The sequence below is a fragment of the Pigmentiphaga kullae genome, from assembly GCF_004216695.1.
GTDB classification, from domain to species: Bacteria; Pseudomonadota; Gammaproteobacteria; order Burkholderiales; family Burkholderiaceae_B; genus Pigmentiphaga; species Pigmentiphaga kullae.
Genome location: NZ_SGXC01000002.1, coordinates 670,903 through 694,451, shown reverse-complemented (window position 1 = coordinate 694,451; position 23,549 = coordinate 670,903). Strand labels below are relative to the sequence as shown.

The 23,549-nt window shown below is 69.5% G+C and carries 25 protein-coding genes; 14 read left to right on the top strand and 11 right to left on the bottom strand.

Going from position 1 to position 23,549, the window contains the following annotated elements; genetic code table 11:
* Positions 1 to 13: 13 nt before the first annotated feature.
* Entirely contained in the window at positions 14 to 1,744 is a 1,731-nt protein-coding gene (locus EV675_RS17635) for a phosphoethanolamine transferase (RefSeq protein ID WP_207221993.1), read from the bottom strand.
* Between the two features lie 131 nt (positions 1,745 to 1,875).
* On the opposite strand from EV675_RS17635, the gene EV675_RS17630 reads away from it, so the two are divergent.
* Genes EV675_RS17630 through EV675_RS17610 form a run of 5 tightly spaced genes read left to right on the top strand, consistent with a single transcriptional unit; the run spans position 1,876 to position 6,915 of the window.
* A complete protein-coding gene (locus EV675_RS17630) occupies positions 1,876 to 2,346 on the top strand; it encodes a MarR family winged helix-turn-helix transcriptional regulator (protein ID WP_130358520.1) in 471 nt (156 codons plus the stop codon).
* On the top strand, positions 2,343 to 4,394 hold the full coding sequence (locus tag EV675_RS17625; protein ID WP_130358519.1) for an FUSC family protein: 2,052 nt from the start codon (positions 2,343 to 2,345) through the stop codon (positions 4,392 to 4,394). The genes EV675_RS17630 and EV675_RS17625 overlap by 4 nt, the downstream gene beginning before the upstream one ends.
* Positions 4,384 to 4,590 (top strand): DUF1656 domain-containing protein, encoded by a 207-nt coding sequence (locus EV675_RS17620; RefSeq protein ID WP_130358518.1) that lies wholly within the window; start codon positions 4,384 to 4,386, stop codon positions 4,588 to 4,590. The genes EV675_RS17625 and EV675_RS17620 overlap by 11 nt, the downstream gene beginning before the upstream one ends.
* A 43-nt stretch (positions 4,591 to 4,633) precedes the next feature.
* Positions 4,634 to 5,497: an efflux RND transporter periplasmic adaptor subunit gene (locus EV675_RS17615; RefSeq protein WP_242621481.1), complete on the top strand. Its 864-nt coding sequence runs from the start codon at positions 4,634 to 4,636 to the stop codon at positions 5,495 to 5,497.
* Entirely contained in the window at positions 5,494 to 6,915 is a 1,422-nt protein-coding gene (locus tag EV675_RS17610; protein WP_130358517.1) for an efflux transporter outer membrane subunit, read from the top strand. The genes EV675_RS17615 and EV675_RS17610 overlap by 4 nt, the downstream gene beginning before the upstream one ends.
* Positions 6,916 to 6,922: 7 nt before the next feature.
* Here EV675_RS17610 and EV675_RS17605 read toward each other — a convergent pair whose 3' ends face one another.
* The 3 genes from EV675_RS17605 to EV675_RS17595 all read right to left on the bottom strand — a co-directional run bounded on the left by EV675_RS17605 (position 6,923) and on the right by EV675_RS17595 (position 11,107).
* The gene (locus EV675_RS17605) at positions 6,923 to 8,575 is read right to left on the bottom strand and encodes a bifunctional aspartate transaminase/aspartate 4-decarboxylase (protein ID WP_130358516.1); all 1,653 of its coding nucleotides are present in this window, start codon (positions 8,573 to 8,575) and stop codon (positions 6,923 to 6,925) included.
* 44 nt (positions 8,576 to 8,619) lie between these two features.
* On the bottom strand, positions 8,620 to 10,311 hold the full coding sequence (gene aspT / locus EV675_RS17600; RefSeq protein ID WP_130358515.1) for an aspartate-alanine antiporter: 1,692 nt from the start codon (positions 10,309 to 10,311) through the stop codon (positions 8,620 to 8,622).
* Positions 10,312 to 10,483: 172 nt separating this feature from the next.
* The gene (locus EV675_RS17595; protein WP_207222022.1) at positions 10,484 to 11,107 is read right to left on the bottom strand and encodes a DNA-3-methyladenine glycosylase I; all 624 of its coding nucleotides are present in this window, start codon (positions 11,105 to 11,107) and stop codon (positions 10,484 to 10,486) included.
* An 86-nt stretch (positions 11,108 to 11,193) separates the two neighbouring features.
* Between EV675_RS17595 and EV675_RS17590 the strand changes: the two genes are divergently transcribed.
* Positions 11,194 to 11,529 (top strand): thioredoxin family protein, encoded by a 336-nt coding sequence (locus tag EV675_RS17590; RefSeq protein WP_087840277.1) that lies wholly within the window; start codon positions 11,194 to 11,196, stop codon positions 11,527 to 11,529.
* Positions 11,530 to 11,545: 16 nt separating this feature from the next.
* On the opposite strand, the gene EV675_RS17585 is transcribed toward EV675_RS17590, so the two are convergent.
* The 4 genes from EV675_RS17585 to EV675_RS17570 all read right to left on the bottom strand — a co-directional run bounded on the left by EV675_RS17585 (position 11,546) and on the right by EV675_RS17570 (position 14,709).
* Entirely contained in the window at positions 11,546 to 12,274 is a 729-nt protein-coding gene (locus EV675_RS17585) for an ROK family protein (RefSeq protein WP_130358513.1), read from the bottom strand.
* Positions 12,271 to 13,536, bottom strand: a complete 1,266-nt coding sequence (locus tag EV675_RS17580) for a lytic murein transglycosylase (protein ID WP_242621480.1) — start codon at positions 13,534 to 13,536, stop codon at positions 12,271 to 12,273. Before EV675_RS17580 ends, EV675_RS17585 begins: the two co-directional genes overlap by 4 nt.
* 68 nt (positions 13,537 to 13,604) lie before the next feature.
* Complete coding sequence (locus EV675_RS17575; RefSeq protein ID WP_207221992.1) at positions 13,605 to 14,354, bottom strand: glutamine amidotransferase; 750 nt, start codon at positions 14,352 to 14,354, stop codon at positions 13,605 to 13,607.
* A gap of 43 nt (positions 14,355 to 14,397) precedes the next feature.
* Complete coding sequence (locus EV675_RS17570) at positions 14,398 to 14,709, bottom strand: hypothetical protein (protein ID WP_130358512.1); 312 nt, start codon at positions 14,707 to 14,709, stop codon at positions 14,398 to 14,400.
* A 204-nt stretch (positions 14,710 to 14,913) separates the two neighbouring features.
* Between EV675_RS17570 and EV675_RS17565 the strand changes: the two genes are divergently transcribed.
* Complete coding sequence (locus EV675_RS17565; protein WP_130358511.1) at positions 14,914 to 15,288, top strand: COG4315 family predicted lipoprotein; 375 nt, start codon at positions 14,914 to 14,916, stop codon at positions 15,286 to 15,288.
* A gap of 10 nt (positions 15,289 to 15,298) precedes the next feature.
* Here the strand turns inward: EV675_RS17565 and EV675_RS17560 are convergent, their stop codons facing one another.
* Positions 15,299 to 16,378, bottom strand: a complete 1,080-nt coding sequence (locus EV675_RS17560; protein WP_130358510.1) for a sterol desaturase family protein — start codon at positions 16,376 to 16,378, stop codon at positions 15,299 to 15,301.
* Positions 16,379 to 16,497: 119 nt separating this feature from the next.
* Between EV675_RS17560 and EV675_RS17555 the strand changes: the two genes are divergently transcribed.
* The 5 genes from EV675_RS17555 (at position 16,498) to EV675_RS17535 (ending at position 20,126) form a co-directional block, all read left to right on the top strand.
* Entirely contained in the window at positions 16,498 to 16,902 is a 405-nt protein-coding gene (locus EV675_RS17555) for a group III truncated hemoglobin (protein WP_130358509.1), read from the top strand.
* Positions 16,893 to 17,336 carry an RrF2 family transcriptional regulator gene (locus tag EV675_RS17550; protein WP_130358508.1) on the top strand — a complete coding sequence of 148 codons (444 nt, stop codon included), beginning with the start codon at positions 16,893 to 16,895 and terminating at the stop codon, positions 17,334 to 17,336. The genes EV675_RS17555 and EV675_RS17550 overlap by 10 nt, the downstream gene beginning before the upstream one ends.
* On the top strand, positions 17,333 to 18,370 hold the full coding sequence (locus EV675_RS17545; protein WP_130358507.1) for an NAD(P)H-dependent flavin oxidoreductase: 1,038 nt from the start codon (positions 17,333 to 17,335) through the stop codon (positions 18,368 to 18,370). Before EV675_RS17550 ends, EV675_RS17545 begins: the two co-directional genes overlap by 4 nt.
* A 127-nt stretch (positions 18,371 to 18,497) precedes the next feature.
* On the top strand, positions 18,498 to 18,854 hold the full coding sequence (locus tag EV675_RS17540) for an SRPBCC domain-containing protein (RefSeq protein WP_130358506.1): 357 nt from the start codon (positions 18,498 to 18,500) through the stop codon (positions 18,852 to 18,854).
* A gap of 99 nt (positions 18,855 to 18,953) precedes the next feature.
* Positions 18,954 to 20,126, top strand: coding sequence for a putative sulfate/molybdate transporter (locus tag EV675_RS17535; RefSeq protein ID WP_242621479.1), 1,173 nt, complete (start codon positions 18,954 to 18,956; stop codon positions 20,124 to 20,126).
* Here EV675_RS17535 and EV675_RS17530 read toward each other — a convergent pair.
* Positions 20,116 to 21,171: an ornithine cyclodeaminase gene (locus EV675_RS17530; RefSeq protein ID WP_130358505.1), complete on the bottom strand. Its 1,056-nt coding sequence runs from the start codon at positions 21,169 to 21,171 to the stop codon at positions 20,116 to 20,118. The genes EV675_RS17535 and EV675_RS17530 overlap by 11 nt on opposite strands.
* Before the next feature lie 9 nt (positions 21,172 to 21,180).
* Positions 21,181 to 22,056, bottom strand: a complete 876-nt coding sequence (locus tag EV675_RS17525) for a dimethylarginine dimethylaminohydrolase family protein (RefSeq protein ID WP_242621555.1) — start codon at positions 22,054 to 22,056, stop codon at positions 21,181 to 21,183.
* 186 nt (positions 22,057 to 22,242) lie between these two features.
* On the opposite strand from EV675_RS17525, the gene EV675_RS17520 reads away from it, so the two are divergent.
* Complete coding sequence (locus EV675_RS17520) at positions 22,243 to 22,662, top strand: Lrp/AsnC family transcriptional regulator (protein WP_130358503.1); 420 nt, start codon at positions 22,243 to 22,245, stop codon at positions 22,660 to 22,662.
* Between the two features lie 12 nt (positions 22,663 to 22,674).
* Entirely contained in the window at positions 22,675 to 23,532 is an 858-nt protein-coding gene (locus EV675_RS17515) for a PhzF family phenazine biosynthesis protein (protein ID WP_130358502.1), read from the top strand.
* Positions 23,533 to 23,549 lie beyond the last annotated feature (17 nt).

Here is a 23,549-nt window from a genome sequence, read left to right as displayed (position 1 = left end):
GGGCCCGTCGACCCTAGCCCCGGGCGCCGCCCCCGTCCGTCCGGGCCTCGACCGCCGCGCGGCACGGCGCCAACATGTCCAGTCGCTGCCTGTACACGTTCGTCCGCACCTCGAACATTCCCAGGACGGAATGGAACAGGTTGTCGTGGCTGTAGGGCTGGTCGCGGCGGGCGGCCAGGCAGGACCGGTCCACGCCCCAGTCGCGCGCCGCGCCGGGCGACACCCACATCACCATGGGCACGTGGGTCTGGGCGCGCGGCGCGATCGCATACGGCGCCGCGTGCAGGTACAGGCCGTTCTCGCCCAGCGATTCCCCATGGTCGGACACGTAGACCATGGCCGTATCCCGCGTGGCGGCCTGCTTCTGCAACAGGCCGACGACCTGCGCCAGGAAGTGGTCGGTGTAGAGAATGGAGTTGTCGTAGGCGTTGACCAGCGCTTCCTGCGGGCAGTCGCCCAGCTGGTTGGTGCGGCAGACGGGCTTGAACCGCTCGAACTCCGGCGGATAGCGTCGATAGTAGGCCGGACCGTGGCTGCCCATGGTGTGCAGCACGATGAAGGCGTCGCCCGGATGGGCGTCCATGTACGCGGACAGCCCCTCCAGCAAGGCCTCGTCGCGGCAGCCCTCGGCGTCGCAAGAGGGATGGCTGGTGTTGCCCATGACGCTGTCGTTGGGCACGCGCAGGCAGGTGCCCTTGCAGTCGCTGTTGTTCTCGCGCCAGTAGACCGCGACCCCGGCCCGCTGGAGCACGTCCAGCAGGCTCTCGCGCGTCTTGGCCGACCGGTCCGAATAATCCGCCCGGCCCAGGTCCGAGAACATGCAGGGCACCGATACCGCCGTGGACGTGCCGCACGAGGCGACGTTGGAGAAATTGAGCACGCCCAGGCGCGACAGCTCCGGCGTCGTGTCGCGCGCATAGCCGTTCAGGCCGAAGTGGTCGGCGCGCGCCGTCTCGCCCACCACGAACACCACCAGGGATTTGCGGGGCCGCGCCGCGGCGGCGGCCGAACGGGCGGCATCCAGGCCGATGGGCGCCACGACCAGGGCGGCCTCCTTGGCGCCCCAGCGCTGGCGCGCGTACTTGCCCAGGGCGTACAGGTAGCTCGTGGGATTGATTTTCTGGGTCACTTGCCGGTGCTCGCGGAACAGCGGCGCATACACCGAGTAGAAACCGCCCAGCATCGCCAGGCCCGTCACCAGGCAGGCCGCGGCGACCAGCAGGCGGGCCGCCACGCCCCGCGCGCCCGCCGCGTACTCCACGCGCAGGCGCCACAGGCCCGCCACGGGCAGCACGCCCAGCACCAGCAGATAGCCCAACAGCCCCGGGCTCAGCAAGGCGCCGGCCTCGCGTACGTCGGTCTCGGCCAGGTTCTGCACCATGACGTTGTCGATCGAGATGCCGTAGGTGCACATGAAATAGGCCGCCACGGCGGAAACGGGCAGCAGCAGCGTCAGCAGCGGCTTGAACACCGTCCTGAACGAGCACAGCGTCAGCAGCAGTCCGAACGCCGACCACATCAGGATGGCGAAAGACAGATAGAAGACGGCGGAGGCCGCCCCGTTCCAGGGAACGATGCGCAGGATCTCGCGCCAGACCGCGACGTTGTAGAAAAGCATCAATCCGGCGGCGATGGCGAGCGCCAGCCGCGTGCTGCGCCGGAGTCCCCAGCCGCGGTCCCGGCCGGCCGCGACCAGGCCCCGAATGAACGCCCCCGAGCGGCGTTCGTGTAGTACGGAAGACAAACCGGTGCTCCCTTGAAGCAATGCCGGCAAGCCTATCGGGGGCGCCATCGAAGAAACGTCGAAGGCTTGTCGAATTTTTGTCGAATCGACAAATCATTCACAAGCAAATAGTTTGCATGCTAATATTTTGCATGGACAAAATTGACAGACAGCTCGCCACCCTGACCATGGCCCTGGGCCGCACGGCCCGCGCCTACAAGTCGGCTGCCGACACCTTGACCGCCGATTTCGGCCTGTCCCAGGCCACCGCCTGGCCCGTGGTCATGATCGGCCGCCTGGGCGACGGCGCCCGCCCCGGCGCCGTCGCCGACGCGCTGGGCATCGAGCCCTCGTCGGTGGTGCGCGTCATCGACCGCGTGGTCGAGCTGGGCCTGGTCGAGCGACGCGAAGACGCCTCCGACCGCCGCGCCAAGTCCCTGTATCTCACGGCCGCCGGCCGGCAGTGCGCCGACCGGGTCGAAGCCGCCCTCATCCCCTTCCGCCGCGCCCTGTTCGCCGGCAGGAGCCAGGACGACATCGAAGCGTGCCTCCGCACGCTCGAAGGCTTGCAGACCGCGATCGAACAACTCGCCCGGGAGTCCGGTTCCGCGTCGTCCTCATGAAGCCCCCCACCCTTTCCGAAACGCTGTTCTCGCTCAAGAGCTACGCCGCCGCGGTCCTCGCCCTGTATCTCGCGATGCGCATGGGCCTGCCGCGTCCGTTCTGGGCCATGACCACCGCCTACGTGGTCAGCAGCCCGCTGGCGGGCGCGGTGCGCTCCAAGGCCGTCTACCGCGTCACCGGCACCACGCTGGGGTCGGCCATGGCCCTGGCGGCCGTGCCGCTGCTGGCCAACGCGCCGGAACTGCTGTCGCTCGCATTCGCGTTGTGGGTCGGGCTGTGCCTGTACATTTCGCTGCTCGACCGCACGCCCAGGTCCTATCTGTTCATGCTGGCGGGCTACACCGCCGCGCTGATCGGCTTTCCCGCCGTCACGCAGCCCGAGCTGATCTTCGACACCTCGCTGGCGCGCGTGGAGGAAATCCTGCTGGGCATCGCCTGCGCCACGCTGATCCACAGCCTGGTGATGCCGCAGGGTATCGGCCCCGTCCTCGTCTCCCGCGTGCAGCGGGCCTACGACGACGCCCAGCGCTGGATCGCCGACACGCTGGGCGGCAAGGCCGACATTGGCCAGCTGGACCGCCGCAAGCTGGCCGCCGACGTCACCGACCTGCGCCTGATGGCGACCCATCTTCCCTTCGATACCTCGCACCTGCGCTGGACCTCGAATGCCATCCACGCCGTGCAGGACCGCATCTCGCTGATGATGCCGCTGCTGTCCGCCATCGAGGACCGCCTGGCCGTGCTGCGGGCCATGCCCGCCGGCCTGGCCCGCGGCTGGGAAACGGTGATGCGGGACGTGGCCGCGTGGATCGGCGATCCCCCGGCCCGGGACCCGGCGCGGCTGGCCGGGCTGGTGCGCACCATCGACGCGAACCATCCTGCTGTCTCGCCGGACATGGGCTGGCGCGAGATGGTCGAACTCAGCCTGGGCTCGCGCCTGAAGGCCCTGATCCATGCCTACGCCGATTCCGGCGCGCTGCGCACGCATATCGAGGCGGGCCTGCACGACGCCCATTCCGACGCCATCCGCGAACAGCCCAGCTCGCCGCGCGTGTTGCACACCGATCGCGGGCTGGCCCTGTTGTCGGCCTTCGCGGCCACCGTGGCCATCCTGGCCTGCTGCCTGTTCTGGATCGCCACCGCGTGGCAGGCCGGTTCGGGCGCGGCCCTGATGGCCGCCATCTTCTGCTGCCTGTTCGCCACCATGGACAACCCGGTGCCGGCGATACAGGTGTTCCTGAAGTTCACGCTGCTGTCCATCCCGTGCTCGGCCTTCTATCTGCTGGTCGTGCTGCCGGCCGTGCACAGCTTCGAGATGCTGGTGCTGACCACCGCGCCACTGTTCCTGCTGCTGGGCGTCCAGATCGCGCGCCCGCCCACCACCGGCCGCGCGATGGCCTTCCTGTTCGGCGTGACCTCGGCGCTGGCCATGCACGACACCCAGACCGCCGATCTCGTCTCTTTCGCCAACAGCATGCTGGCGCAGGTGGCGGGCATCGTAGCCGCCGCCGTCTGCACGCGGCTGTTCCGCACCATCAGCGCCGACCGCAGCGCGCTTCGGCTGCTGCGCGCGAACTGGCGGGAACTGGCCGAACTGGGGCGCGCCGACTCGGCCCGCAACATCGTCGTGACCGAGATCTCGGCCCGCATGCTTGACCGCCTGGCGCTGCTTGCGCCCCGCATGGCGGCCGCCCGCGCCAATGCCGACCTGCGGGGCGCGGACGTGCTGGCGGACCTGCGCGTGGGCCTGAACATGACGCAGTTGCTGCGCCTGCAGCCCGAACTGGACCGCGAACAGGTCCGCGTGCGGCCCCTGCTGGCCGCGCTGTCCTCGTTCTTCGCCGGCCGGCGCCTGCCCACCCAGCGCCCCGCCCCCGATTTGCTCGCGCGGATCGACGCCCTGCTGCGCGCCGTGTGCGCGCTGCCGGCATCGAACGCACAGCGCGACGCCGTGGCCGCGCTGTGCGGCATCCGCCGCGACCTGCATCCCGATGCCGACGACTACCGGCCGGCGTCCTCCCTGCCGGAGCCCGACCATGTTCGCTGAAATCAATGTCTATGGCCTGTACGTGCCTGCCCTGCTGTTGCTGACCTTCGCGGCCATCGTCGTGGCGCGGCTGCTCGGGCGCGGGCTGGCCCGCCTCGGGCTGTACCGGCTGGTCTGGCATCCGCCGCTGTTCGACGCCTGCCTGTTCGTCATCACCCTGGCCTGCCTGTCGTTCCTTTTCACCCGCGAGTTCTGACGTGATACCCAAGATTTCATTGCCGGCTCTGGGCCGGTTCGCATTGACCCTACTGGTCCTGGCCATCGCCATCGCCGCCGGCTGGACCCTGTGGCAGCGCTACGAGGTGCGTCCCTGGACGCGCGACGGCCGTGTAAAGGCCTATGTCGTACAGGTCGCGCCCGATGTCACCGGCCCTGTCACCAAGGTGATGGTGCGCGACAACCAGGCCGTCCGCGCCGGACAGGTTTTGTTCGAGATCGACAAGGCCCGCTACGAGCTGGCCGTGCGCCAGGCCGAGGCCGCCGTGCAGTCCCAGCGCGCGGCCCTGGCCCAGGCCACGCGCGAAGTCCGCCGCGACGGCGAACTGGGCGAACTGGTGGCCCGGGAAAGCCGCGAACAGGCCCAGTCGCGCGCCGAGCAACTGCGTGCCGCGCTGGCCCAGGCGCAGGCCAACCTGGACCTGGCCCGGCTGAACCTGGCCCGCAGCACGGTGGTCTCGCCCGTCAATGGCTACGTGACCAATCTGGACCTGCAAGGCGGCGCCTACGTCACCGCCGGCCGTGCCGTCATGGCGCTGGTCGATCGCGACTCGTTCTACGTCGAAGGCTATTTCGAGGAAAACAAGCTGCCGCGCATCCACGTCGGCGACCAGGCATCGGTTCTGCTGATGGGCGCCGGCCAAGCGCTGGAAGGCCACGTCGAGAGCTTCTCCGAAGGCATCGCCGACCGTGACCGCAGCACCGCCGCCAACCTGCTGCCCAACGTCAACCCGACCTTCAACTGGGTGCGGCTGGCCCAGCGCATTCCGGTGCGCGTGGCCATCGACCGTGTGCCGGACTCGGTCAGGCTGGTGGCCGGCCAGACGGCCACGGTGGAAGTGCGCGAACCGCCCGCGCCCCGCCGTCCCGAAGGAGCGGCTTCATGAAGACCCATGCCTTGCGCTGCCTGGCCGCCGCGCTGCTGGCGGCGATGGCGGCATGCTCGACCGTCGGCCCCGACTACCGGGTTCCAGGACAGGCCATGGTCAAGCTCGATGCCGCCAACGGCCCGCTTGCCGGCCTGGAAGCCTCGTCCGCCCGGTCGGCGCCGTTGCCGGCCCACTGGTGGCGCTTGTACGACGACCCGGTGCTGGACGATCTGGTCGGGCAGGCCTTCGCCGCCAATACCGACCTGCGCGTGGCCGCCGCCAACCTGCAACGCGCCGCCGCCGTCGTCGATGAGGCCGGTGCCGGCCGTCGTCCGAACGTCTCGGTCAGCGCGGCCCCAGCCTATGGGCGGGCCTCCGGAGCGGCCAAGGGCGTGCCCTATGCGCTGCCCGACATGGGCACCTACGACACGGGCGCCTCCGTGTCCTATCAGGTCGACCTGTTCGGCAAGCTCTCGCGCGGCCTGGAGGCCGCCCATGCCGATGCCGACGCGGCCCAGGCCGCCTACGACCTGGCCCGCGTCAACGTCGCGGCGGGCACGGTGCGGGCCTATGCCGACACCTGCGCCGCCGGCCGGCAACTGGACGTGGCCCGCCGTTCCGTCGCGCTGCAGGAACAGTTCGCCGATCTCACCCGCAAGCGCGCCGGCATGGGCCGGGGCACCTCGCTGGACATCAGCCGCGCCCAGGGCCAGCTCGAACAGTTGCGGGCGGCCGTGCCGCCGCTGGAGGCGCAGCGCGCCACCGCGCTCTACCGGCTGGCCGTCCTGGTGGGCAAGGTGCCGGGCTCGCTGCCCGCGTCCCTGGCCGCATGCCATGTCCCGCCCACCTTGCGCGACCCCGTCCCTGTGGGCGACGGCGCGGCGCTGCTGCGCCGGCGGCCCGACATCCGCCAGGCCGAACGCGCGCTGGCCGCCGCCACTGCCCGTATAGGCGTGGCCACGGCCGAGCTGTATCCCAGCATTTCGCTGGGCCTGTCGGCCGGCAGCACCGGCACGCTGTCGCGCTTGGGCGCCGACAACAGCCTGCGCTGGAGCCTGGGGCCGCTCATCTCCTGGAGCCTGCCCAATACCGGCCTGGCGCGCAGCCATATCGAACAGGCCGAGGCCGGCAGCGCGGCGGCGCTGGCCCGCTTCGATGCCACGGTCCTGAACGCGTTGCGCGAGACGTCCAGCGCGCTAACCGTGTACGCCCGCGACCTGGACCGGACCGACGCGCTGCGCGCCGCGCGCGACCGCAACCGCGAAGCCGCGGAACAAGCGCGCACGCTGTACCGCCTGGGGCGCACCGACTTCCTGACGGCGCTGGACGCCGACCGCACCCTGGCCGGCTCGGAAAGCGCGCTGACCGCCGCCCAGGGGCAACTGGCCGCGGACCAGGCCGCGCTGTTCCTGGCGCTGGGCGGCGGCTGGGAATAGGCGCCGGCTACTTCTTGCCGCTCTTCTTCGCCTTGCCCTTGCCCGCGCCGCGCTTGGCGGCGGGCCCGGGCCGGCCTTTGCGGTAGTCCGCGTAGAACTGTTCGGCCATCTGCCGCAAGGCCCTGCCGATCGCGGCGTATTCGTATTCGTTCAGGTTGGCCAGCGATACGCGCCCGGCGGGCCGCAAGGTACCGAAGCCGCTGCCCGGCAGCATCACGATGCCGGTCTCGTCCGCGATACGGAACAAGAGATCGGTGGGCGCCACGTTCTTCTGCACCCAGGCCGCGAAATCCGGGCCGTACAGGTCTTTCGCGATGGCGCCCAGGTCAAGCAGCGTGTAGTAGTCGACCGCGTTGTCGTCGTGCGGCTGGGCGATGCCCAGTTCGCGGTACAGTGCCGCCTGCCGCCGGCGTATCAGCTTCTTGAGTTCGGCCTTGTAGCCATCCTGCTCGTCCATCAGCGCGAACAGCGAGAACAGGGCCATCTGCACCTGCTGCGGCGTGGACAGCCCGGCCGTGTGGTTCAACGCCACGGACCGGCTGTCGGCCACCAGCCGGTCGATGAACTTCAGCCCGGGCACGTCCGGCGTCAGCGAGGCATAGCGTTCGTTCAGCGCCTTCTTCGTCGAGGCCGGCAGGCCGCGCAGGATCTCGTCCATGACGTTGTCCTGGTGCACGGCGATGGCGCCCAGCCGCCAGCCCGTCGCGCCGAAGTACTTCGAGTACGAATAGACCAGGATGGTGTTGCGCGGGCAGGTGGCGAACAGCGACTGGAAGTCGTCGGCGAAAGTCCCGTAGACGTCGTCGGTCAGCACGATCAGGTCGCGCCGCCGGCTCTCGATGATGCCGCGTATGCGCTCGAGCCCATGGCCGTTGATCTTGTAGGACGGCGGATTGCTGGGATTGATGCAGAAGAAGACCTTCACCGCCGGATCGAGCAGCTTGTCGATCTCGGCATCGGGATATTGCCAGCCCTGGTCGGGGTCGGCGTTGATGTAGACCGGCTCCAGCCGGTAGTCGTTCAGGCGCGGGATCTCCATGTAGGGCGTGAAGGCCGGCATGCCTATCGCCACCTTGTCCCCCGCCTTGATCAGCCCGTTCTCCTTCATGGTGTCGAAGACGTAGGTCATCGCGGCGGTGCCGCCTTCGGTGGCGAAGACATCGATGCGCTGGTTGCTCAGGAAGCCGCCTATCATTTCCTTGACCAGATAGGTCCGGACGATTTCCTCGGTGATCCGCAGCATGCGCGGCGGCACCGGGTAGTTGTCGCCCAGCACGCCCTCGACCATCTCGTGCAGGAACTCGGAAGCGGACAGCCCCATCTGGTCGCGCACATAGCTCAGGGCGCGTCCCAGGAACACCACGCCCTCCTGGTCGCGGTTCTCGGAGATATAGGCATTGAAGCGATTCTCGATGCCCTCGATCCGGGGCAGCCCGCCTATGCCGTGCGGCATGTACGAGAAGGACAGTTCCGACTCCTGCGCCGCGAACAGTCCCAGCCTGAAGAACGCGCGCCGCGGCACGATGGCCAGGAAGTTGGGATTGCCCCGTCCGGCGTTGAGCATGAGCCGGTTCTGCTGGCTGGACGCCAGTTCGATGAGCGCGTCCTTCAGTTCGAAAGGACTCAGTTTGGCGTACCTGCTGTAATCCGCTGTCGACATGACGGCCTCCGTAAGAGGGATGGCTTGCGTTGGAACCCCTGAATCTAGGCAAAGGCGACGACCAGCGGCCCGAGCAGGGTCAGGAAGACATTGGCCAGGGCATAGGTCACGGCGAAAGGCACCGTGGGCACGGAGTTGCCGGCCTTGTCCAGCACCTCGCCGAAGGCCGGGTTGGCGCTGCGGGACCCGGACAGTGCGCCGGCGAACACCGCCACGTTGTCGTAGCGCAGCACGTAGCGGCCGAACACCATGGTGATGAGCAGCGGCACGATGGTGACCGCCACACCGATCAGGAACAGGGACAGGCCGCTGGTGCGTATGGTGTCGACCGCCTGCAGCCCGGATTGCAGCCCGACCACGGCGACGAAGCCCGCCAGGCCCAGGTCCCGCAGCAGCGTCGAGGCGCCGGTGGGCATGTTGCCCAGGCTCATCCGCCGCGTGCGGTACCAGCCGAACAGCAGCCCGGACAGCAGCGCCCCGCCCCCGCTGCCCAGCGTGAGCGGAATGGACCCGATGCGCAGCACCGCCAGCCCGATGATCAGCCCCACCGCCAGGCCCAGGCCGTGATAGACCCAGTCGGTCTTGTCGCTGGGCACGATGACGGTGCCCACGCTGTGGGCCGCGCGCTGGATGTCGTTGCCGGTGCCGAACAGCACCGCCACGTCGCCCGCACGGATCACCGTATCGGGCTCCATGGCCAGCGGCCGGCCGTCGCGCTTCAAGCCCAGCACCACGATGCCGTGGCGGATGTCGGCGGCGATGCCCGTCCGGATCTGGGCGACGGTCTTGCCCAGGTAGTCGGTGCCGGTGATCAGCACGTCGCGGGTGACCATGACCATGTCCATGCCGCTGGACGACAGCACTTCGTCCCCCAGCGCCTGGCGCGCCGCCAGCACCGCCGCCCGCCTGCCGGCCAGCAGCACGATGTCGGTGGCGTGCAGCTTCAGGTCGGCCTGCGCCGGGATGATCTGGCCGTCGCGCTTGATGCGCTCGACCGTCACCGCCATGCCGTCGGGCGCCAGCGCCTCGATCTCGGCCACGGTGCGGCCCGCGCCCGGGCCGGCGCGGTAAAGCCGTCCCACCACCTCGGGCGCGGCGAGCTGCTCGCCCGCGCCGGGCACGATCATGCCGGCGCTCATGGCGGTCTCGGCCTTCACCGCATCCTCGCGGATATCGCGGCCCATGAACTTCGGCAGCACGTTCACGCAGATGATGATGGCGCCGAACGACCCGAAGATGTAGGTCACGGCGTAACCGATTGCCACGTTGGCCTGCATGCGCTGCAGTTCGTCGGGCGGCAGCCCCAGCTTGGCCAGCGCCGAGCCGGCGGTGCCGATGATGGCCGATTGCGTCAGCCCCCCCGCCGCCACGCCGGCGGCCAGTCCCTTGTCCAGGCCGAACAGGCGCGCCAGCACCACCACGGTCACCAGGCCGGTGATGGCCAGCACCGCCGCCATGGCGATTTCCTTCAGGGATTGGCGTCCAAGGGACTTGAAGAACTGGGGGCCGCTCTCGAAACCGACGGCATAGATGAACAGCGCGAAAAGCACCGCCTTGACGCCGTTGTCGATGGAGACGCCGAGCTGGCTGAACAGCACGGCCACCAGCAGCGAACCGGCCACGCCCCCCAGCTGGAACCTGCCGAACTGGAACCTGCCTATCCAGAAACCGATCGCCAGAGAAAGAAACAGCAGGATTTCCGGCGACTGCCTGATGGCCTCAAGTACCCACGTCATGACCTGCCCCCGTACGAATGCTTCGGTCCATCACCCGCGGCATTCGTAATACCGGGGCTAGGACAGGGAAACCAACCGGTAACGCGACAAGGCACTGCATCCAGCCCGGATACTGTATCCGAAGTCATCACAACGTGCTACCTGTGCACGTTGCTTCATAGGAGACGGGCGTTCAGGCCCGCCTGCGCCGGCCCGAGGCGCCCGGCCGCGGGAAGGCCGCGCGCAGGGCTTCCACCTCCTTCCTGCAGGCGCAATCCGGTCCGTGGTCGTTGACCATGCCGACGGCCTGCATCAGCGAATACATCGTGGTCGGCCCCACGAAGCGCCAGCCGCGCCGCTTCAGTTCCTTGGACAGGGCCTTCGATTCCGGCGACTCGGCGCGCGGCGGCCCCTCGTAGGCGCTGGCCGGTTCGTAGCGCCACAGGAAGGCCGCGAGCGAACCCTCCTGGTCGCGCAACTCGCGCGCCCGGCGTGCGTTGTTGATCACGGCCTCGATCTTGCCCCGGTGCCGCACGATGCCCGCGTCGGCCAGCAGGCGCTCGACGTCGCGGGAGCCGAAGGCAGCGACCTCGTCGATCTCGAAACCGGCGAAGGCCTGCCGGAAGGCCGGCCGCTTGCGCAGGATGGTGAGCCAGCTCAGGCCGGCCTGGAAACCTTCCAGGCTGATGCGCTCGAACAGCGCCGCCTCGCCGTCCAGGGGACGGCCCCATTCCTCGTCATGGTAGGAAACGTACAGGGCATCGTTGCCGGCCCAGGCGCAGCGGCGCGGCGGTTCATCGTGGTCGTTGGCTTGCATGGGCATGGGAGACGCAAAAGGGAAATCCGATATATTCTCGCCCATGAACACCACGCGGCGCCCACCGGCGCCCGCTTTTTTTCCCCATGGAACAGATCGACATCGACGACGGCACCGCCGACCGCTTCCTGCTGGACGCACCCGGCACCTCGCTGCTGGTCTTCACCAGCGACACCTGCCCCAACTGCCGGCTGGCGCGCGCCCAGTTGCCCGACATGAGCCTGCCGGTGGCGCGCATCTGCTGGATCGACGCCGGCCGGAACCGGGGGCTGGTCGAACGCTACGAGGTGTTCCACCTGCCCTCGATGTTCGTGGTCAAGAACGGGGTCTACTACGGCGCGGTGCAGGCCACCCTGGCCGATTGGGACATCCGCCGCCAGGTCTCGCTGGCGCTGGACAGCTATCCGGCCGAACTGCCTTAGCGCCTGCCCACCCCGATCAGGCGTGGGCCGGATCCCAGCTCCGCCACAACGCCGCCCCGCCGGCCAGCCCGGCATCGTTCGAGCCCACGCCGACCCGGCGCGGCAGGCTGCCCGCCTCCACTTCCCGCGCATTGCCGCCGCCCAGGTGGATGCGATCCGGCTTGAGCAGGATGTCGACCAGCGCCAGCGCGCGCGACAGGCGCCGGTTCCAGCTCTCCCTGCCCTCGGCCCGCAGCGCCGCGTCGCCCAGGCATTCCTCGTAGGTCTTGCCGTCCTCCATGGGATGGTGCGCGAGTTCCAGGTGCGGCATCAACTGGCCGTCGCGGAACAGCGCGGTGCCCACGCCCGTGCCCAGCGTCATGACGAATTCCAGGCCGTCTCCCGCAGCCAGGCCATAGCCCTGCATGTCTGCGTCGTTCACCATGCGCGCCGGGCAGCCCAGCCGGTCGCCCAGCGCCTGCGCCAGCGGAAACCCCTGCCATGCCGGCGATCCGAGATTGACGGCCGTCAGCACGCGCTGCCGCCGGACCACCCCCGGAAAGCCGATGGAAATCCGGTCGTAGCCGCCCAGTGTCGCGGCCATGCGCGCCACTTCGTCCAGCAGCCGGTCCGGCGGGCAAGGACGGGGCGTGGGGACCCGCAGGTGCTGGCCCAGCAGCCGGCCCGCATCGTCGATGACGGCGGCTTTCAGCCCCGTGCCGCCGATGTCGACGGCCAGGATGCCCGGCGCGGGCGCGGCATTCACGCACCGCCTCCCTGCGCCGGCGCGGCCGGCTGCGGCCCGGTGCGCGGCAACGGATCCTGACGCAGCGTCTGCAGGATACGCTGGCCCACGCGGCCGTCGACGGTCAGGCCCGCCCGCAATTGCTCGGCGGCCACGGCGTCGCGCGTGCGGCTGCCCGGGATGCCGTCCGGCGCGCCGACGTCGTGGCCACGCGCCAGCAGCAAGGCCTGCAACTCGCGGATCTCGGCGCGCGACAGCCCGGGGTCGTCGGTCGGCCAAGGCGTGGCGATGGGCGGTTCGCCGCGCAACCGGTCGATCAGCAGGCTGACCGCCAACGCGTACTTGTGCGAACTGTTGTAGCTCAGGATGGCGTCGAAATTGCGCGTGGCCAGGAAGACAGGACCGCCCGCCCCGGTGGGCGCGAACAGATAGGCGGGCGATTCCGGGGCCGGTTCGCCGCCGCGCAGCCGGTCCGGCCTGCCGCCGTCCACGCGGGTCACGCCGCGGGCCGTCCAGTCGGCCAGCGTGCGCCGCTCCGCACCCGCGAACTCCTGGCCGGCGGGCACGCCCGCCGCCACGCCCGCGGGCAGCTTGACCTCGATCACGGGCAGCAGGCCCCGCGTCCATCGCGCGCGCCGCTTGCGCAAGTGGCTGGCCGTGGAGGCCAGCGCGTCGGGCAGCGACCCGTACAGGTCTATCCGTCCATCTCCGTCGCCGTCGGCCGCGAGTTCATAGTACGAAGTCGGAATGAACTGGGTCATGCCGAAAGCGCCGCTCCACGATCCCACGAAGGTGTCCGGCTGCACGAGCCCGTCGCGCAGCATCCGTATCGACGCATAGACGTTCTTGATCCACAGCGGCTTGTTCTCGGTGCACGCGCGGGTCAGCCACGCATCCAGCACCCGGGTCTTGCCCAGCACCCGGCCGAAGTTGGTCTCGATGCCGAAGATGGCCACCATCACCTCGCCGTCCACCTCGTAGCGCGCGGCGATCTCCGACAGCGGCGCGGCCTCGGCCTCCATCAGCTTGCGTCCGTCGGCCACCCGTTCTTCGTCCACGGTCTTGGCCAGGTAGTCCCACCAGGTTTCCTTGCCCTCGGGCTGCGCGCGGGCCGAGGCCACCGTCGAAGCCAGCAGCGTCGCGCCCTGCGTGTAGGTATCGAAATCGGCCACCTGGATGCCGTTGGCCGGGGCCGCCGGCCGCAACCGGGCCAGGCAGGCGCCGGTATCGAGTTGGGCGTGGGCCTGGGCGGCGGCCAGCATCGCCAGGCTGGCGGCCAGCAATCTGGTCCGGGAAAAAACCTGCGTGGAAATGGCGGTCTCCTTGATCGAATCGTGGATGGGGATGACGGTTACCGTGCATCCGCGGATGCCGGGGCCAGGCGCTCGAAGAAGCGCCGCATGATCGCGTGGGACACGGGCGTCTCGGCCACGCCCGCGCGCAGCGCCGGCACGTCCAGGCCTTCGTCGGCCAGCCCGGCCTGCATCACGTCGAAATACGCGCGCATGACGGGCACGGTGAATTCGGGGTGGAACTGCACCGACACCGCGTCCGGACCGTAGCGCAGCATCTGGTGGCTGTCCTTGCCGTTGCGGGCCAACACGGCCGCGCCGGCGGGTGGCTCGGCCACGGTCTGCTCGTGGATGAAATGGGCGGCGAAGATCGACGGCATGCCATCCAGCAGCGCATCGCTTGCGCCCTGGGCGGTCAGCTCGACCTGCCGGGTGCCGATCTCGCGCCCTCCTTTTAGATAGTCCACGCGCCCGCCCAGCGCATGGCTCATCAACTGATGGCCATAGCAGATGCCGAACAGGGGCAGCGACGCATCCATGGCATCGCGCACCCAGCCCGCACAGGCTTCGCTCCACGGCGCATGGTCGGTCACGTTGGCGCGCGAGCCGGTGATCAGCGCCGCGGCATAGCGTGACGGCGCCTCCGGCGTCTCGCCCTTGTAGGCGGCCACGCGGGCCAGGCGCGCGGGATTCAGGCCGGCCACCTCGCCCACCATGCGATCGAAGCCGCCGTAGGCCGCACCGACCGCCTGCGGCGGGCCGCCGGTCTGAAGGATGAGGATGGGAAGCATCTGGGGTACCTCTGCCATGGACATCCTTCCATGACACCTTATTTCCCGCGTCGCGGCAACCTCAGGCAGGCGTGCCTGCTTCGCCTATCAGTCCGCCCAGCAACAGCACCGCCAGCAGGAACCAGAAGACGGCGCCCAGTATCGAGCGATTCATCAGCGAACGTATGCCGGCGTAGAGCAGCAACAGCCCCAGGACCAGCAGCGCGAAATTGAACAGGGTCGGGCTCATGCCCAGCGCCTCGGCCAGGCCCGAGGAAAACGCGCCGACGGCTTCGCCGAAGCCGCCGAACACCGTCTTCAACGCGGCGACGATGGTGCGGATGGCCTCGCCCAGCATGGCCCCCATCCATTCGAAAGTGGATTCGCTTTTCATGTGCGGCGACGTGGTTGGGACGCGGCCATTATGGCGCATGCGCCGCGGCCCCACGCCCGCCGACATCGTTGGAAACATCGATGTCGGCGCCAGTTGCAAAACCTTACAACCCATCTGGGCGGCGGACATGTGGTCGGCCACCGAAAGCCACCATACTGGCCGGTGATCCTTTCCATGGAACATCGACCGACTCAAGGAGGCATCATGGTTCGAGCTTTCGTCCACGCCACTTGCGCCGCCGCGGTCCTCGCGGCGGGCTGCTCATCGCTGATGGTGAGCGAGCCCGCGAAGATCAGCGACGGCGCGATGGTGGCCCCCAACGGCATGAGCCTGTACACCTTCGATCGCGATCCCGTGGGCCAGAGCGCCTGCAACGGCGTCTGCGCGCAGAACTGGCCGCCCCTGACCGCCCCCTCGGGCGCCACCCGCACCGGGGACTGGATGGTCATCACGCGCCAGGACGGCGTCCGGCAATGGGCCTACCGCGGCAAGCCGCTGTACTTCTGGACCAAGGACCGGGCACCCGGCGACCGCACGGGCGACGGAGTCAACGGCATCTGGCACCTGGCCCGGCCCTGAGGGACCGGGCTCAGGCCGCCGGCGCGCCGCCCGCCGGCCCCGTGTCGGCGCGCGCGGGCAGGTGTTCGGCCTCGTCGCTGGGAATGGGGGCATAGTCCGGGCCGAACGACACCTCGCCCAGCTTCCATCCCGCCGGCCGTCGCACGGCTCCCCAGAAACGCCGGGCGGCCTGCCACTGCTGGCCCACCAGGCCACGGTCGTTGTCGGCGTCGACCATGGGGTCGCTGACGCCGGTCGGACGGATCTTCTCGCCATACAGCGCCGTGCCGAACAGGATGTCCCAGATGGGCAGGACCTGTCCGAAATTGCAGTTGTGCAGCGAGGGACGCTCGGGGTCCCGCACCATGTGGTGCAGGCGATGGAACTTGGGATCGACCAGCACGCGTTCGCCGATGCGGCCGAAGCCGAAGCGCACGTTGGTGTGCGACAGGTTCTGCACCAGTTCGCTCAAGAGGCCCAGCAGCGCGAACTCGGAAGGCTCCACGCCCATCGCCAGGCCGACGGTGGCCAGGATGAAGGATTGCAGCACGCCGTCGATATAGCTGCCGCGGTCGTTGGTCCAGCAGCTCATCTGACGCTGGCTGTGGTGCATGCTGTGCAGCGCCCACCACCACGGGATGGCGTGCTGGGCCCGGTGCATCCAGTAATAGACGCAGTCGTAGACCAGGTAATAGACCAGGAACAGCAGATAGGGATGGTCCTCGAACCACGGCACCCAGTGCTTGAGCCCGGAGGACACGGCGGGGCCGGCCTCGGCCTCGCCTCCCAGCCCGCCCAGCATGTTGGCGAACGGCGTCAGGACCAGGTAGCTGAACAGCGGGAACAGCCCCAGCAGCATCAGCAGCGTGTACAGCCGGTCGATGCGGGTGAGCCCTCGTTCCTCCCAGCGCTCGGCCGGTGCGAGGGTCTCCAGCGGGCGGAAGATGAAACCGATGATGAAGAGCTGCAACAGCGCGATCAGCAGCGCCTCGGAGATCTCCAGCGGATTGCCCGCGGTATCGGCGATGTGCAGGAAGACGACGGCCGGTTCGACGAGATGGGTGCTGACCCAGGCGATCAACTGGGTCCAGAGCGATGCCAGGTGCGACATGGAAAATCGGTATCGGGTTCGAGGCTGCGCATACTGTAGCACCAGGCCGGCCGGCGCTAGCCTGGCTGCCCGGGCTTCTGATAAGGTATATTAAAAATATATCTTTATGAGTGCCCCCAATGCTCGACCTCAATCTGTGCACCGACGAGGAAATCGCGCGCCTCGTCTCGGCCTTCTATGCGCGAGTGCGGCGGGACGACAAGCTGGGCCCCATCTTCGAAGCCCACGTCGACGACTGGGACAGCCACCTGTCCAAGCTCACCGACTTCTGGTCCTCCATCCTGCGCGGCACGCGGCGCTACGGCGGCACGCCCATGACGCGGCACGCCGCCCTGCCCGACCTGGACGAAACCCTGTTCGCGCGCTGGCTGGAGCTGTTCGACCTGACCGCCGGGGAACAGCAGAACCAGGCCATGGCCGCGCGCGCGCGGGTCATGGCCCGCCGCATCGCCCAAAGCCTGTGGCTGGGCTACCAGATGCAGCGCCACCCCGACCGCCTGGCGCGCGAGCTGCCATGCGCCTGACGGTACAGAGCGACTACGCGCTGAGGCTGCTGATGCATGTCGGCGCGCATGCCGGCAGACTGTGCACGATCGCCGAGGTCGCGCAGGCCCATGGCATTTCCGCGGCCCACCTGATGAAGGTCACGCATCGCCTGGGGCAGCTGGGCTATCTGGAGACGGTGCGCGGCAAGGGCGGCGGCATGCGGCTGGCCCGTCCGCCCGAGCGCATAGGCCTGGGCGACGTGCTGCGCGACCTCGAGCCGGACTTCCATCTGGTCGAATGCCACGCCACCGGCAGCACCTGTGCGCTGACCGGCCGCTGCCGGCTGACGGGCATCCTGGATGCCGCCCTGCAGCGCTTCCTGCAACACCTGGACCACTACACGCTGGCCGATCTGCTGCCGGCGGGCGAACTCCCTCTTCTCCCTTCGTTTCCGACCAAGGCCGTATCATGAGTCTGCAAACACTGCTGGGCATCTCCCTTCCCGTCATCCAGGCACCCATGGCCGGTTCGCAGGCCAGCGCGCTGGCGATCGCCGTATCGAACGCGGGCGGCCTGGGCTCCCTGCCCTGTGCGATGCTGGGGCCCGACGCGCTGCGCGCCGAACTCGACAAGCTGCGCGCGGGCACCGAGCGCCCCTACAACGTCAACTTCTTCTGCCATACGCCCCCCGTGCCCGACGCCGCGCGCGAGGCGCAATGGCGCCAGGCCCTGGGGCCATACTACGCCGAGTTCGGCATCGATCCGGCCGGCATCCAGCCCGGCCCCGGACGCGCGCCGTTCACGGCCGAGATCGCCGACCTGGTCGAGCCCTACCGGCCTCCGGTGATCAGCTTCCATTTCGGCCTGCCTTCGGCAGACCTGCTGGCCCGAGTGAAATCCTGGGGATCCACGGTGCTGTCGTCGGCCACCACCGTCGCCGAGGCGCGCTGGCTGGAGGACCACGGCGCAGACGTCATCATCGCGCAGGGCAACGAGGCCGGCGGCCATCGGGGCATCTTCCTGTCCGACGACCTGGACACGCAGTCGGGCACCTTCGCGCTGCTGCCGCAGATCGTGGCGGCCGTGCGCGTGCCGGTGGTGGCGGCCGGCGGCATCGCCGACGCACGCACGGTCGCGGCCGCGCGGGCACTGGGCGCGGCCGGCGTGCAGGCGGGCACGGCCTACCTGCTCTGCCCCGAATCGACGATCAGCGCCGTCCACCGCGCCGCGCTCAAGCACCCCGCCGCCCATACCGCGCTCACCAACGTGTTCTCCGGCCGCCCGGCGCGTGGCATCGTGAACCGCGTGATGCGCGAACTCGGCCCCATGTCGCCGGCGGCGCCGGCCTTCCCGCTCGCGACCTCGGCGATCGCGCCCCTGCGCGCCAAGGCCGAGGCGCAGGGCTCGGGCGATTTCTCTCCGCTCTGGTGCGGACAGAATCCCGGGGCCTGCCGCGAACTGCCGGCCGCCCAGGTCACGCGCGAACTCGGCGCCGCCTGGGGCTGACCGCCGCGCGCCTATCCCGACACCCCGTCCGGGGTATTGTGGACACTGTACACAAAATTCGCTACGCTGCGCGTCTGCCTGTCCGGCGGCATCCGCCGGACGTCCCGCTTGTCAGGAAAACGCCAGCATGAGCCGAACGATAGACGTCTGCACAGTCCGGCATCTTCCCGTGCCCGCCGAATCGGTCTTCGATGCCTGCATGGCCGCCCTGGCCCAGCGGCGGACCGACGGCGAAGCCGGGTGCCGGGACAACTACCTGATCAAGGACCGGCCCTATTGCCTGGCCTTCGAATGGCATGCGGCGGACGCCCCCCGGGCGGACCTGGTGACCGTGGCGCTGATCGACGCCGAGCCCGGCTGCAAGATCAAGGTCACGCAACAACTGGATGCCGATCGGGCGGCCGAAGCCGAACGCGTCCGCAAGGACTGGGCACGCATGCTGGACGCCATGTCCCGGACGCTGCGCGCGCGGGCCTGCGCTTAGGACGCCTTTTCCCGGACGCCGCGAGGCCCGCGTGTTTACACGCCAGGCGGGGTGGCCGACAATCGCCTTTTCGTTCGTCCGCATAGCAAGGGGGTCCGGGTGCACGAACCCGCCAGCCGCTCCGTGCCGCCACCGGCCGCCACGGGCAATCGCTACGACCGCATGGAATGGGCGGGCGCCTTCGGCGACCTCGGCACCCTGATTCCCTTCGTCGCCGCCTATATCGGCGTGCTCAAGCTCGATCCGTTCGGCGTGCTGTTCGCTTTCGGCCTGTGCATGCTGGCCTGCGGCCTCCACTACAAGACACCCATTCCCGTGCAGCCCATGAAGGCCATCGGCGCGGTGGCCATCACCCAGGCCGCCCAGACCGCGGTGGTCACCCCCGGGGCAGTCTACGGTGCCGCGCTCGCCACCGGCGTCGCCTGGCTGTTCCTGGGACTGAGCGGCATGGCCGCGCGGGTGACGCGCCTGGTCCCGCCCGCCGTGGTGCTGGGCATCATGCTGGGCCTGGGTTTCGGCTTCATGCTGGAAGGCGTGAAGATGATGCAGACCGACTGGCCCATCGCGGCGCTGGCGGGCGTGGGCACGCTGCTTCTGATGGGCAACCGCACGCTGCCGGCGATGTTCGTGCTGCTCGTCTTCGGCGCGGCGGTGGGCGCCTGGCGCCAGCCCGCGCTGCTGCACGAACTGGCGCAGGTTCCCCTGGGTCTGCCTTCGCCGTCGTTCGCGCTGTCGGACATCAGCCTGCACGAACTGGCGATAGGCGCGGCGCTGCTGGCCCTGCCCCAGCTCCCGCTCACGCTGGGCAACGCCGTCATCGCGGTCAAGGAAGAGAACAACCGCCTCTTTCCCGGACGCCCCGTGACCGAAAACGGCCTGGCGACCTCGACCGGCATCATGAACGTGTTCAGCTCGGTGGTCGGCGGAGTACCCATGTGCCACGGCGCGGGCGGCATGGCCGGCCACGTGGCCTTCGGCGCGCGCACGGGCGGCGCGCCGGTCATCCTGGGGGTCATCCTGCTGGTGCTCGCGCTGTTCTTCAGCGCCGGCGTCTCGCTGCTGTTCAAGCTCTTCCCGCTGTCCATCCTGGGCGTGATCCTGTTCCTGACCGGCGCCCAGCTGGCGCTGGGCAGCAGCGTCCTGCCGGCGGACAGGAATCAGCGCCTGGTTGCGCTGGCCACCGCCGCCCTGTGCATGTGGAACGTCGCCGCCGGCTTCCTGCTGGGCCTGGCCCTGCACGTCATGATCGCGCGCGGCTGGGTCAGGATGTAGCGGCCGCCGGCTCGGTGGCCCGGGCCTGAGCGGCCAGCAGCGCATACAGGTTGCGCGGGTCCGCGAGGTCGGGCACGAGCTGCACGTCCTGCCCGGCCCCCGTGGCCTGGGCCAGGTCCAGCAGGCAGCGCAGAGCCGAGAAGTCCTCCAGCGCGAAGCCCACCGAATCGAACACCGTGATCTGTTCCGGCGTTTCCCGTCCCGGCCGCGCGCCGGACAGCACCTGCCACAGCGGCACCACCGGCGCGCTGGCCGGCAGTTGCTGGATCTCGCCCTCGATGCGGGTCTGGGCCTCGTACTCCACCACGATGCGGGCCTGCCGCAGGATGGCCGGATGCAGCTCGGTCTTGCCGGGGCTGTCGCCCCCCACCGCGTTCACATGGGTGCCCGGCGCCAGCCACTGCGGCCGCAGCACCGAGGCGCGGCGCTTGTCGGCGGTCGCGGTGGTCACGATATCCGCGCCCCGCACGGCCTCCTCGGCCGAGCCCGCGGCGATCACGCGCAGCCCTTCGACCCCGGCCAGGTTGGTCATGAGCTTGTCGGTGGCATGGCGGTCGATGTCGTAGGCGCGGATCTCGGTGATACCCACCAGGGTATGGAAGGCCAGCGCCTGGAATTCGCTTTGCGCGCCGTTGCCGATCAGCGCCATGGTCCGTGCGCCCGCGCACGCCATGGCGCGCGCCGCCAGCGCCGAGGTCGCCGCGGTGCGCAGCGCCGTCGCCAGGGTCAGGTCGGCCAGCAGCAAGGGATATCCGGTCGCCACGTCGGCCAGGACGCCAAAGGCCAGCACGGTGGGCAGGCCGCTCAGCGCGTTGCCGGGGTGGCCGTTGACGTACTTGAACGCATAGCGCCTGCCATCGGACACCGGCATCAACTCGATCACCCCCATGCTGGAATGATGCGCCATGCGGGCGCACTTCTCGAACTCCGGCCAGCGCAGATAGTCGTCGCGGATATCGCGCGCCAGCAGTTCGATCACGCGCACCGTTCCGTATCCGCCGATCATGCGGGCCACCGCGCCCGCATCCAGATAGCGCGTCTTCATATGCCCTCCTCAGGCCGTCGCGGCCTCCCTGGCGGGCGCGGGCTCGGCGCCATCGGCCAGGCTCGCGCGATCCAGGCGCAAGGTCATGCAATAGGCGCCCCCGCCGGACATCATGAAGGGCGCGAGATCCACCGGCGTCACGTGGTAGCCACGCTCGGTCAGCACGGCCCGCAGGCGGTCGGCGGGCGTGGCCATGACGATTTGCCGGCCGACGCTGACCGCGTTCACGCTGAAGCGGGCCAGATCGTCTTCCGTGGCCTCGATCAGCAGGTCCGCCGGCACGCGCTCGCGCAGGTTGCGCAGGGCCTGGGCGGTCAGCGCGGGCGGAAAGTACAGGATCTCGCCGCCGGCAAGCGGGCAGAAGCACACGTCCAGGTGGTAGCAGCGATCGGAGACCAGTTCCATCGCCACCGTTTCCTTGCCGAAGAACTCGCGCACGCGGGCCAGCGAATCGCGCGACGAGCGGGGACCGTAGGCGGCCCAGAACCAGTCGCGGCGGGTATCCCAGATGGCGTCGCCCGCCCCCTCCTGGAAGCATCCTTCGGGAAGCTGCGCCACCTCCGCCAGCAGTCCCTCGTCGCGCAGCGCGTGGAACATCGCAAGGAAGGCTGCTTCCTCGCCCTGGCGCTGCGGATAGCGGAAGCGGGCCAGCAGGGCACGCCCGTCGAGCACGATGGCAGCATTGGCGGGAAAGACCATGTCGGGCAGGCCGGGGCTGCCCGCTCGCACGACGACCTCGCAGCCGGCGCGCGCCAGCGCGCGGCGCAGGGCCTGCGACGCGTCGTTCGCGGCGGCCGCGCAACCTTTGGGGTCGCGCGCCCATGCATCGGGTTGCATCCACGGATTGATGCGATAGCTGACGTCGAAATACCTGGGCTCGACCATCAGGATCCTGGCTTCGGTCTTCACGTGCGCTCCTTTCCATCGGGGCGGCCGGACTGGCCTTTCCACTATTCTGCTCGTCCGTGCCGTCAAGAAGGAGTGCAAGAATTGGGCATTTCTGCCCATAGATTGCCATAACGCCAGACTCTGCTATCGTTTTGCCATCCTCCTACGCATCGGGGACATGCCATGGACGACGTCGACCATCGCCTGATCGCCCTGCTGCGCGACAATGCGCGCACGCCGGTCTCCACCCTTGCCCAGAAGCTTCACGTTTCGCGCGGCACGGTCCAGAACCGCCTTGCCCGCCTGGAGGAACAGGGCGTCGTCGTCGGCTACACCGTGCGCCTGCGGCCCGATGCCGAGCCTCGCGGCATACGCGCGTGGATGAGCATAGAGATCGAAGGCAACACGGCCCGCCGCGTGCTGCAGTCCCTGCGCGGCGAACCGGCCATTCAGGCCCTGCACACCACCAACGGCCGGTGGGATATCGTGGCCGAGCTGCGGGCCGAGAACCTCGAGGACTTCGACCGCGCGCTCGAACGCATCCGGCTGATCCCCGGCATCGCCAACACCGAAACCAATATCCTGCTTTCCAGCTACGTCTGATTCGATACGCCCATGACGACACCTGCCCCCGCCTTTCACGACTTCAGCCAGGTGGACGTGTTCACCGCCGTCCCGCTGCGAGGCAACCCCCTGGCCGTGGTGCACGGCGCCGACGGCCTCGATGACGCCCGCATGGCCGCGCTCGCCCGTTGGACCGGACTGAGCGAGACCACCTTCCTGCTGCGCCCCACCCAGGCTGGCGCGGACTACCGGGTACGCATCTTCACACCCAGCGGCGAACTGCCCTTCGCCGGCCACCCGACCTTGGGCAGCTGCCATGCCTGGCTGCGGGCGGGCGGCCAGCCCCGGGGCCCGGACATCGTGCAGGAATGCGGCGTGGGGCTGGTCCGGATAAGGCGTGCGCAGGGGCGCCTGGCATTCGCGGCGCCGCCCCTGCGGCGCGCCGGCGACGTCGACCCGGCCACGCTCGCGCAGGCCGCGCGGGGCCTGGGCATCCCACAGGAAGCCATACGCGCCGCCAACTGGGTGGACAACGGGCCGGCCTGGGTGGCGGTCATGCTCGCCTCGCGCGCGCAGGTCCTGGCCGTGAAACCGGACCACGCCGCGCTGGGCATGCTCAAGCTCGGCGTCGTCGCGCCCTGGGATCCCGCCGCGGACGGGACCGAGGCCCAGTTCGAAGTACGCGCCTTCGCCCCGGGCCTGGGCGTGCCCGAAGACCCCGTGACCGGCAGCCTGAACGCCGGCATCGCGCAGTGGCTGATCGGCGCGGGCCTTGCCCCCGACCGCTACGTCGCCAGCCAGGGCACCGCCCTGGGCCGGGCCGGACGGGTGCACGTCAGCCGCGAAGCGGACGACATCTGGGTGGGCGGCGACGTGGCCGACTGCATCGAAGGCCGGATCCTGCTCTAATCCGCTCCGACCGTATC

Bases quoted from the DNA above. Each gene is read 5' to 3' on its own strand.
- EV675_RS17520 (WP_130358503.1), top strand. From the start codon at position 22,243: ATGGACGACGTCGACCATCGCCTGATCGCCCTGCTGCGCGACAATGCG.
- EV675_RS17530 (WP_130358505.1), bottom strand. From the start codon at position 21,171: ATGAAGACGCGCTATCTGGATGCGGGCGCGGTGGCCCGCATGATCGGC.
- EV675_RS17610 (WP_130358517.1), top strand. From the start codon at position 5,494: ATGAAGACCCATGCCTTGCGCTGCCTGGCCGCCGCGCTGCTGGCGGCG.
- EV675_RS17550 (WP_130358508.1), top strand. From the start codon at position 16,893: ATGCGCCTGACGGTACAGAGCGACTACGCGCTGAGGCTGCTGATGCAT.
- EV675_RS17625 (WP_130358519.1), top strand. From the start codon at position 2,343: ATGAAGCCCCCCACCCTTTCCGAAACGCTGTTCTCGCTCAAGAGCTAC.
- EV675_RS17545 (WP_130358507.1), top strand. From the start codon at position 17,333: ATGAGTCTGCAAACACTGCTGGGCATCTCCCTTCCCGTCATCCAGGCA.
- EV675_RS17540 (WP_130358506.1), top strand. From the start codon at position 18,498: ATGAGCCGAACGATAGACGTCTGCACAGTCCGGCATCTTCCCGTGCCC.
- EV675_RS17590 (WP_087840277.1), top strand. From the start codon at position 11,194: ATGGAACAGATCGACATCGACGACGGCACCGCCGACCGCTTCCTGCTG.
- EV675_RS17630 (WP_130358520.1), top strand. From the start codon at position 1,876: ATGGACAAAATTGACAGACAGCTCGCCACCCTGACCATGGCCCTGGGC.
- EV675_RS17515 (WP_130358502.1), top strand. From the start codon at position 22,675: ATGACGACACCTGCCCCCGCCTTTCACGACTTCAGCCAGGTGGACGTG.
- EV675_RS17560 (WP_130358510.1), bottom strand. From the start codon at position 16,378: ATGTCGCACCTGGCATCGCTCTGGACCCAGTTGATCGCCTGGGTCAGC.
- EV675_RS17605 (WP_130358516.1), bottom strand. From the start codon at position 8,575: ATGTCGACAGCGGATTACAGCAGGTACGCCAAACTGAGTCCTTTCGAA.
- EV675_RS17525 (WP_242621555.1), bottom strand. From the start codon at position 22,056: ATGGTCGAGCCCAGGTATTTCGACGTCAGCTATCGCATCAATCCGTGG.
- EV675_RS17565 (WP_130358511.1), top strand. From the start codon at position 14,914: ATGGTTCGAGCTTTCGTCCACGCCACTTGCGCCGCCGCGGTCCTCGCG.
- EV675_RS17620 (WP_130358518.1), top strand. From the start codon at position 4,384: ATGTTCGCTGAAATCAATGTCTATGGCCTGTACGTGCCTGCCCTGCTG.
- EV675_RS17570 (WP_130358512.1), bottom strand. From the start codon at position 14,709: ATGAAAAGCGAATCCACTTTCGAATGGATGGGGGCCATGCTGGGCGAG.
- EV675_RS17555 (WP_130358509.1), top strand. From the start codon at position 16,498: ATGCTCGACCTCAATCTGTGCACCGACGAGGAAATCGCGCGCCTCGTC.
- aspT (WP_130358515.1), bottom strand. From the start codon at position 10,311: ATGACGTGGGTACTTGAGGCCATCAGGCAGTCGCCGGAAATCCTGCTG.
- EV675_RS17575 (WP_207221992.1), bottom strand. From the start codon at position 14,354: ATGGCAGAGGTACCCCAGATGCTTCCCATCCTCATCCTTCAGACCGGC.
- EV675_RS17595 (WP_207222022.1), bottom strand. From the start codon at position 11,107: ATGCAAGCCAACGACCACGATGAACCGCCGCGCCGCTGCGCCTGGGCC.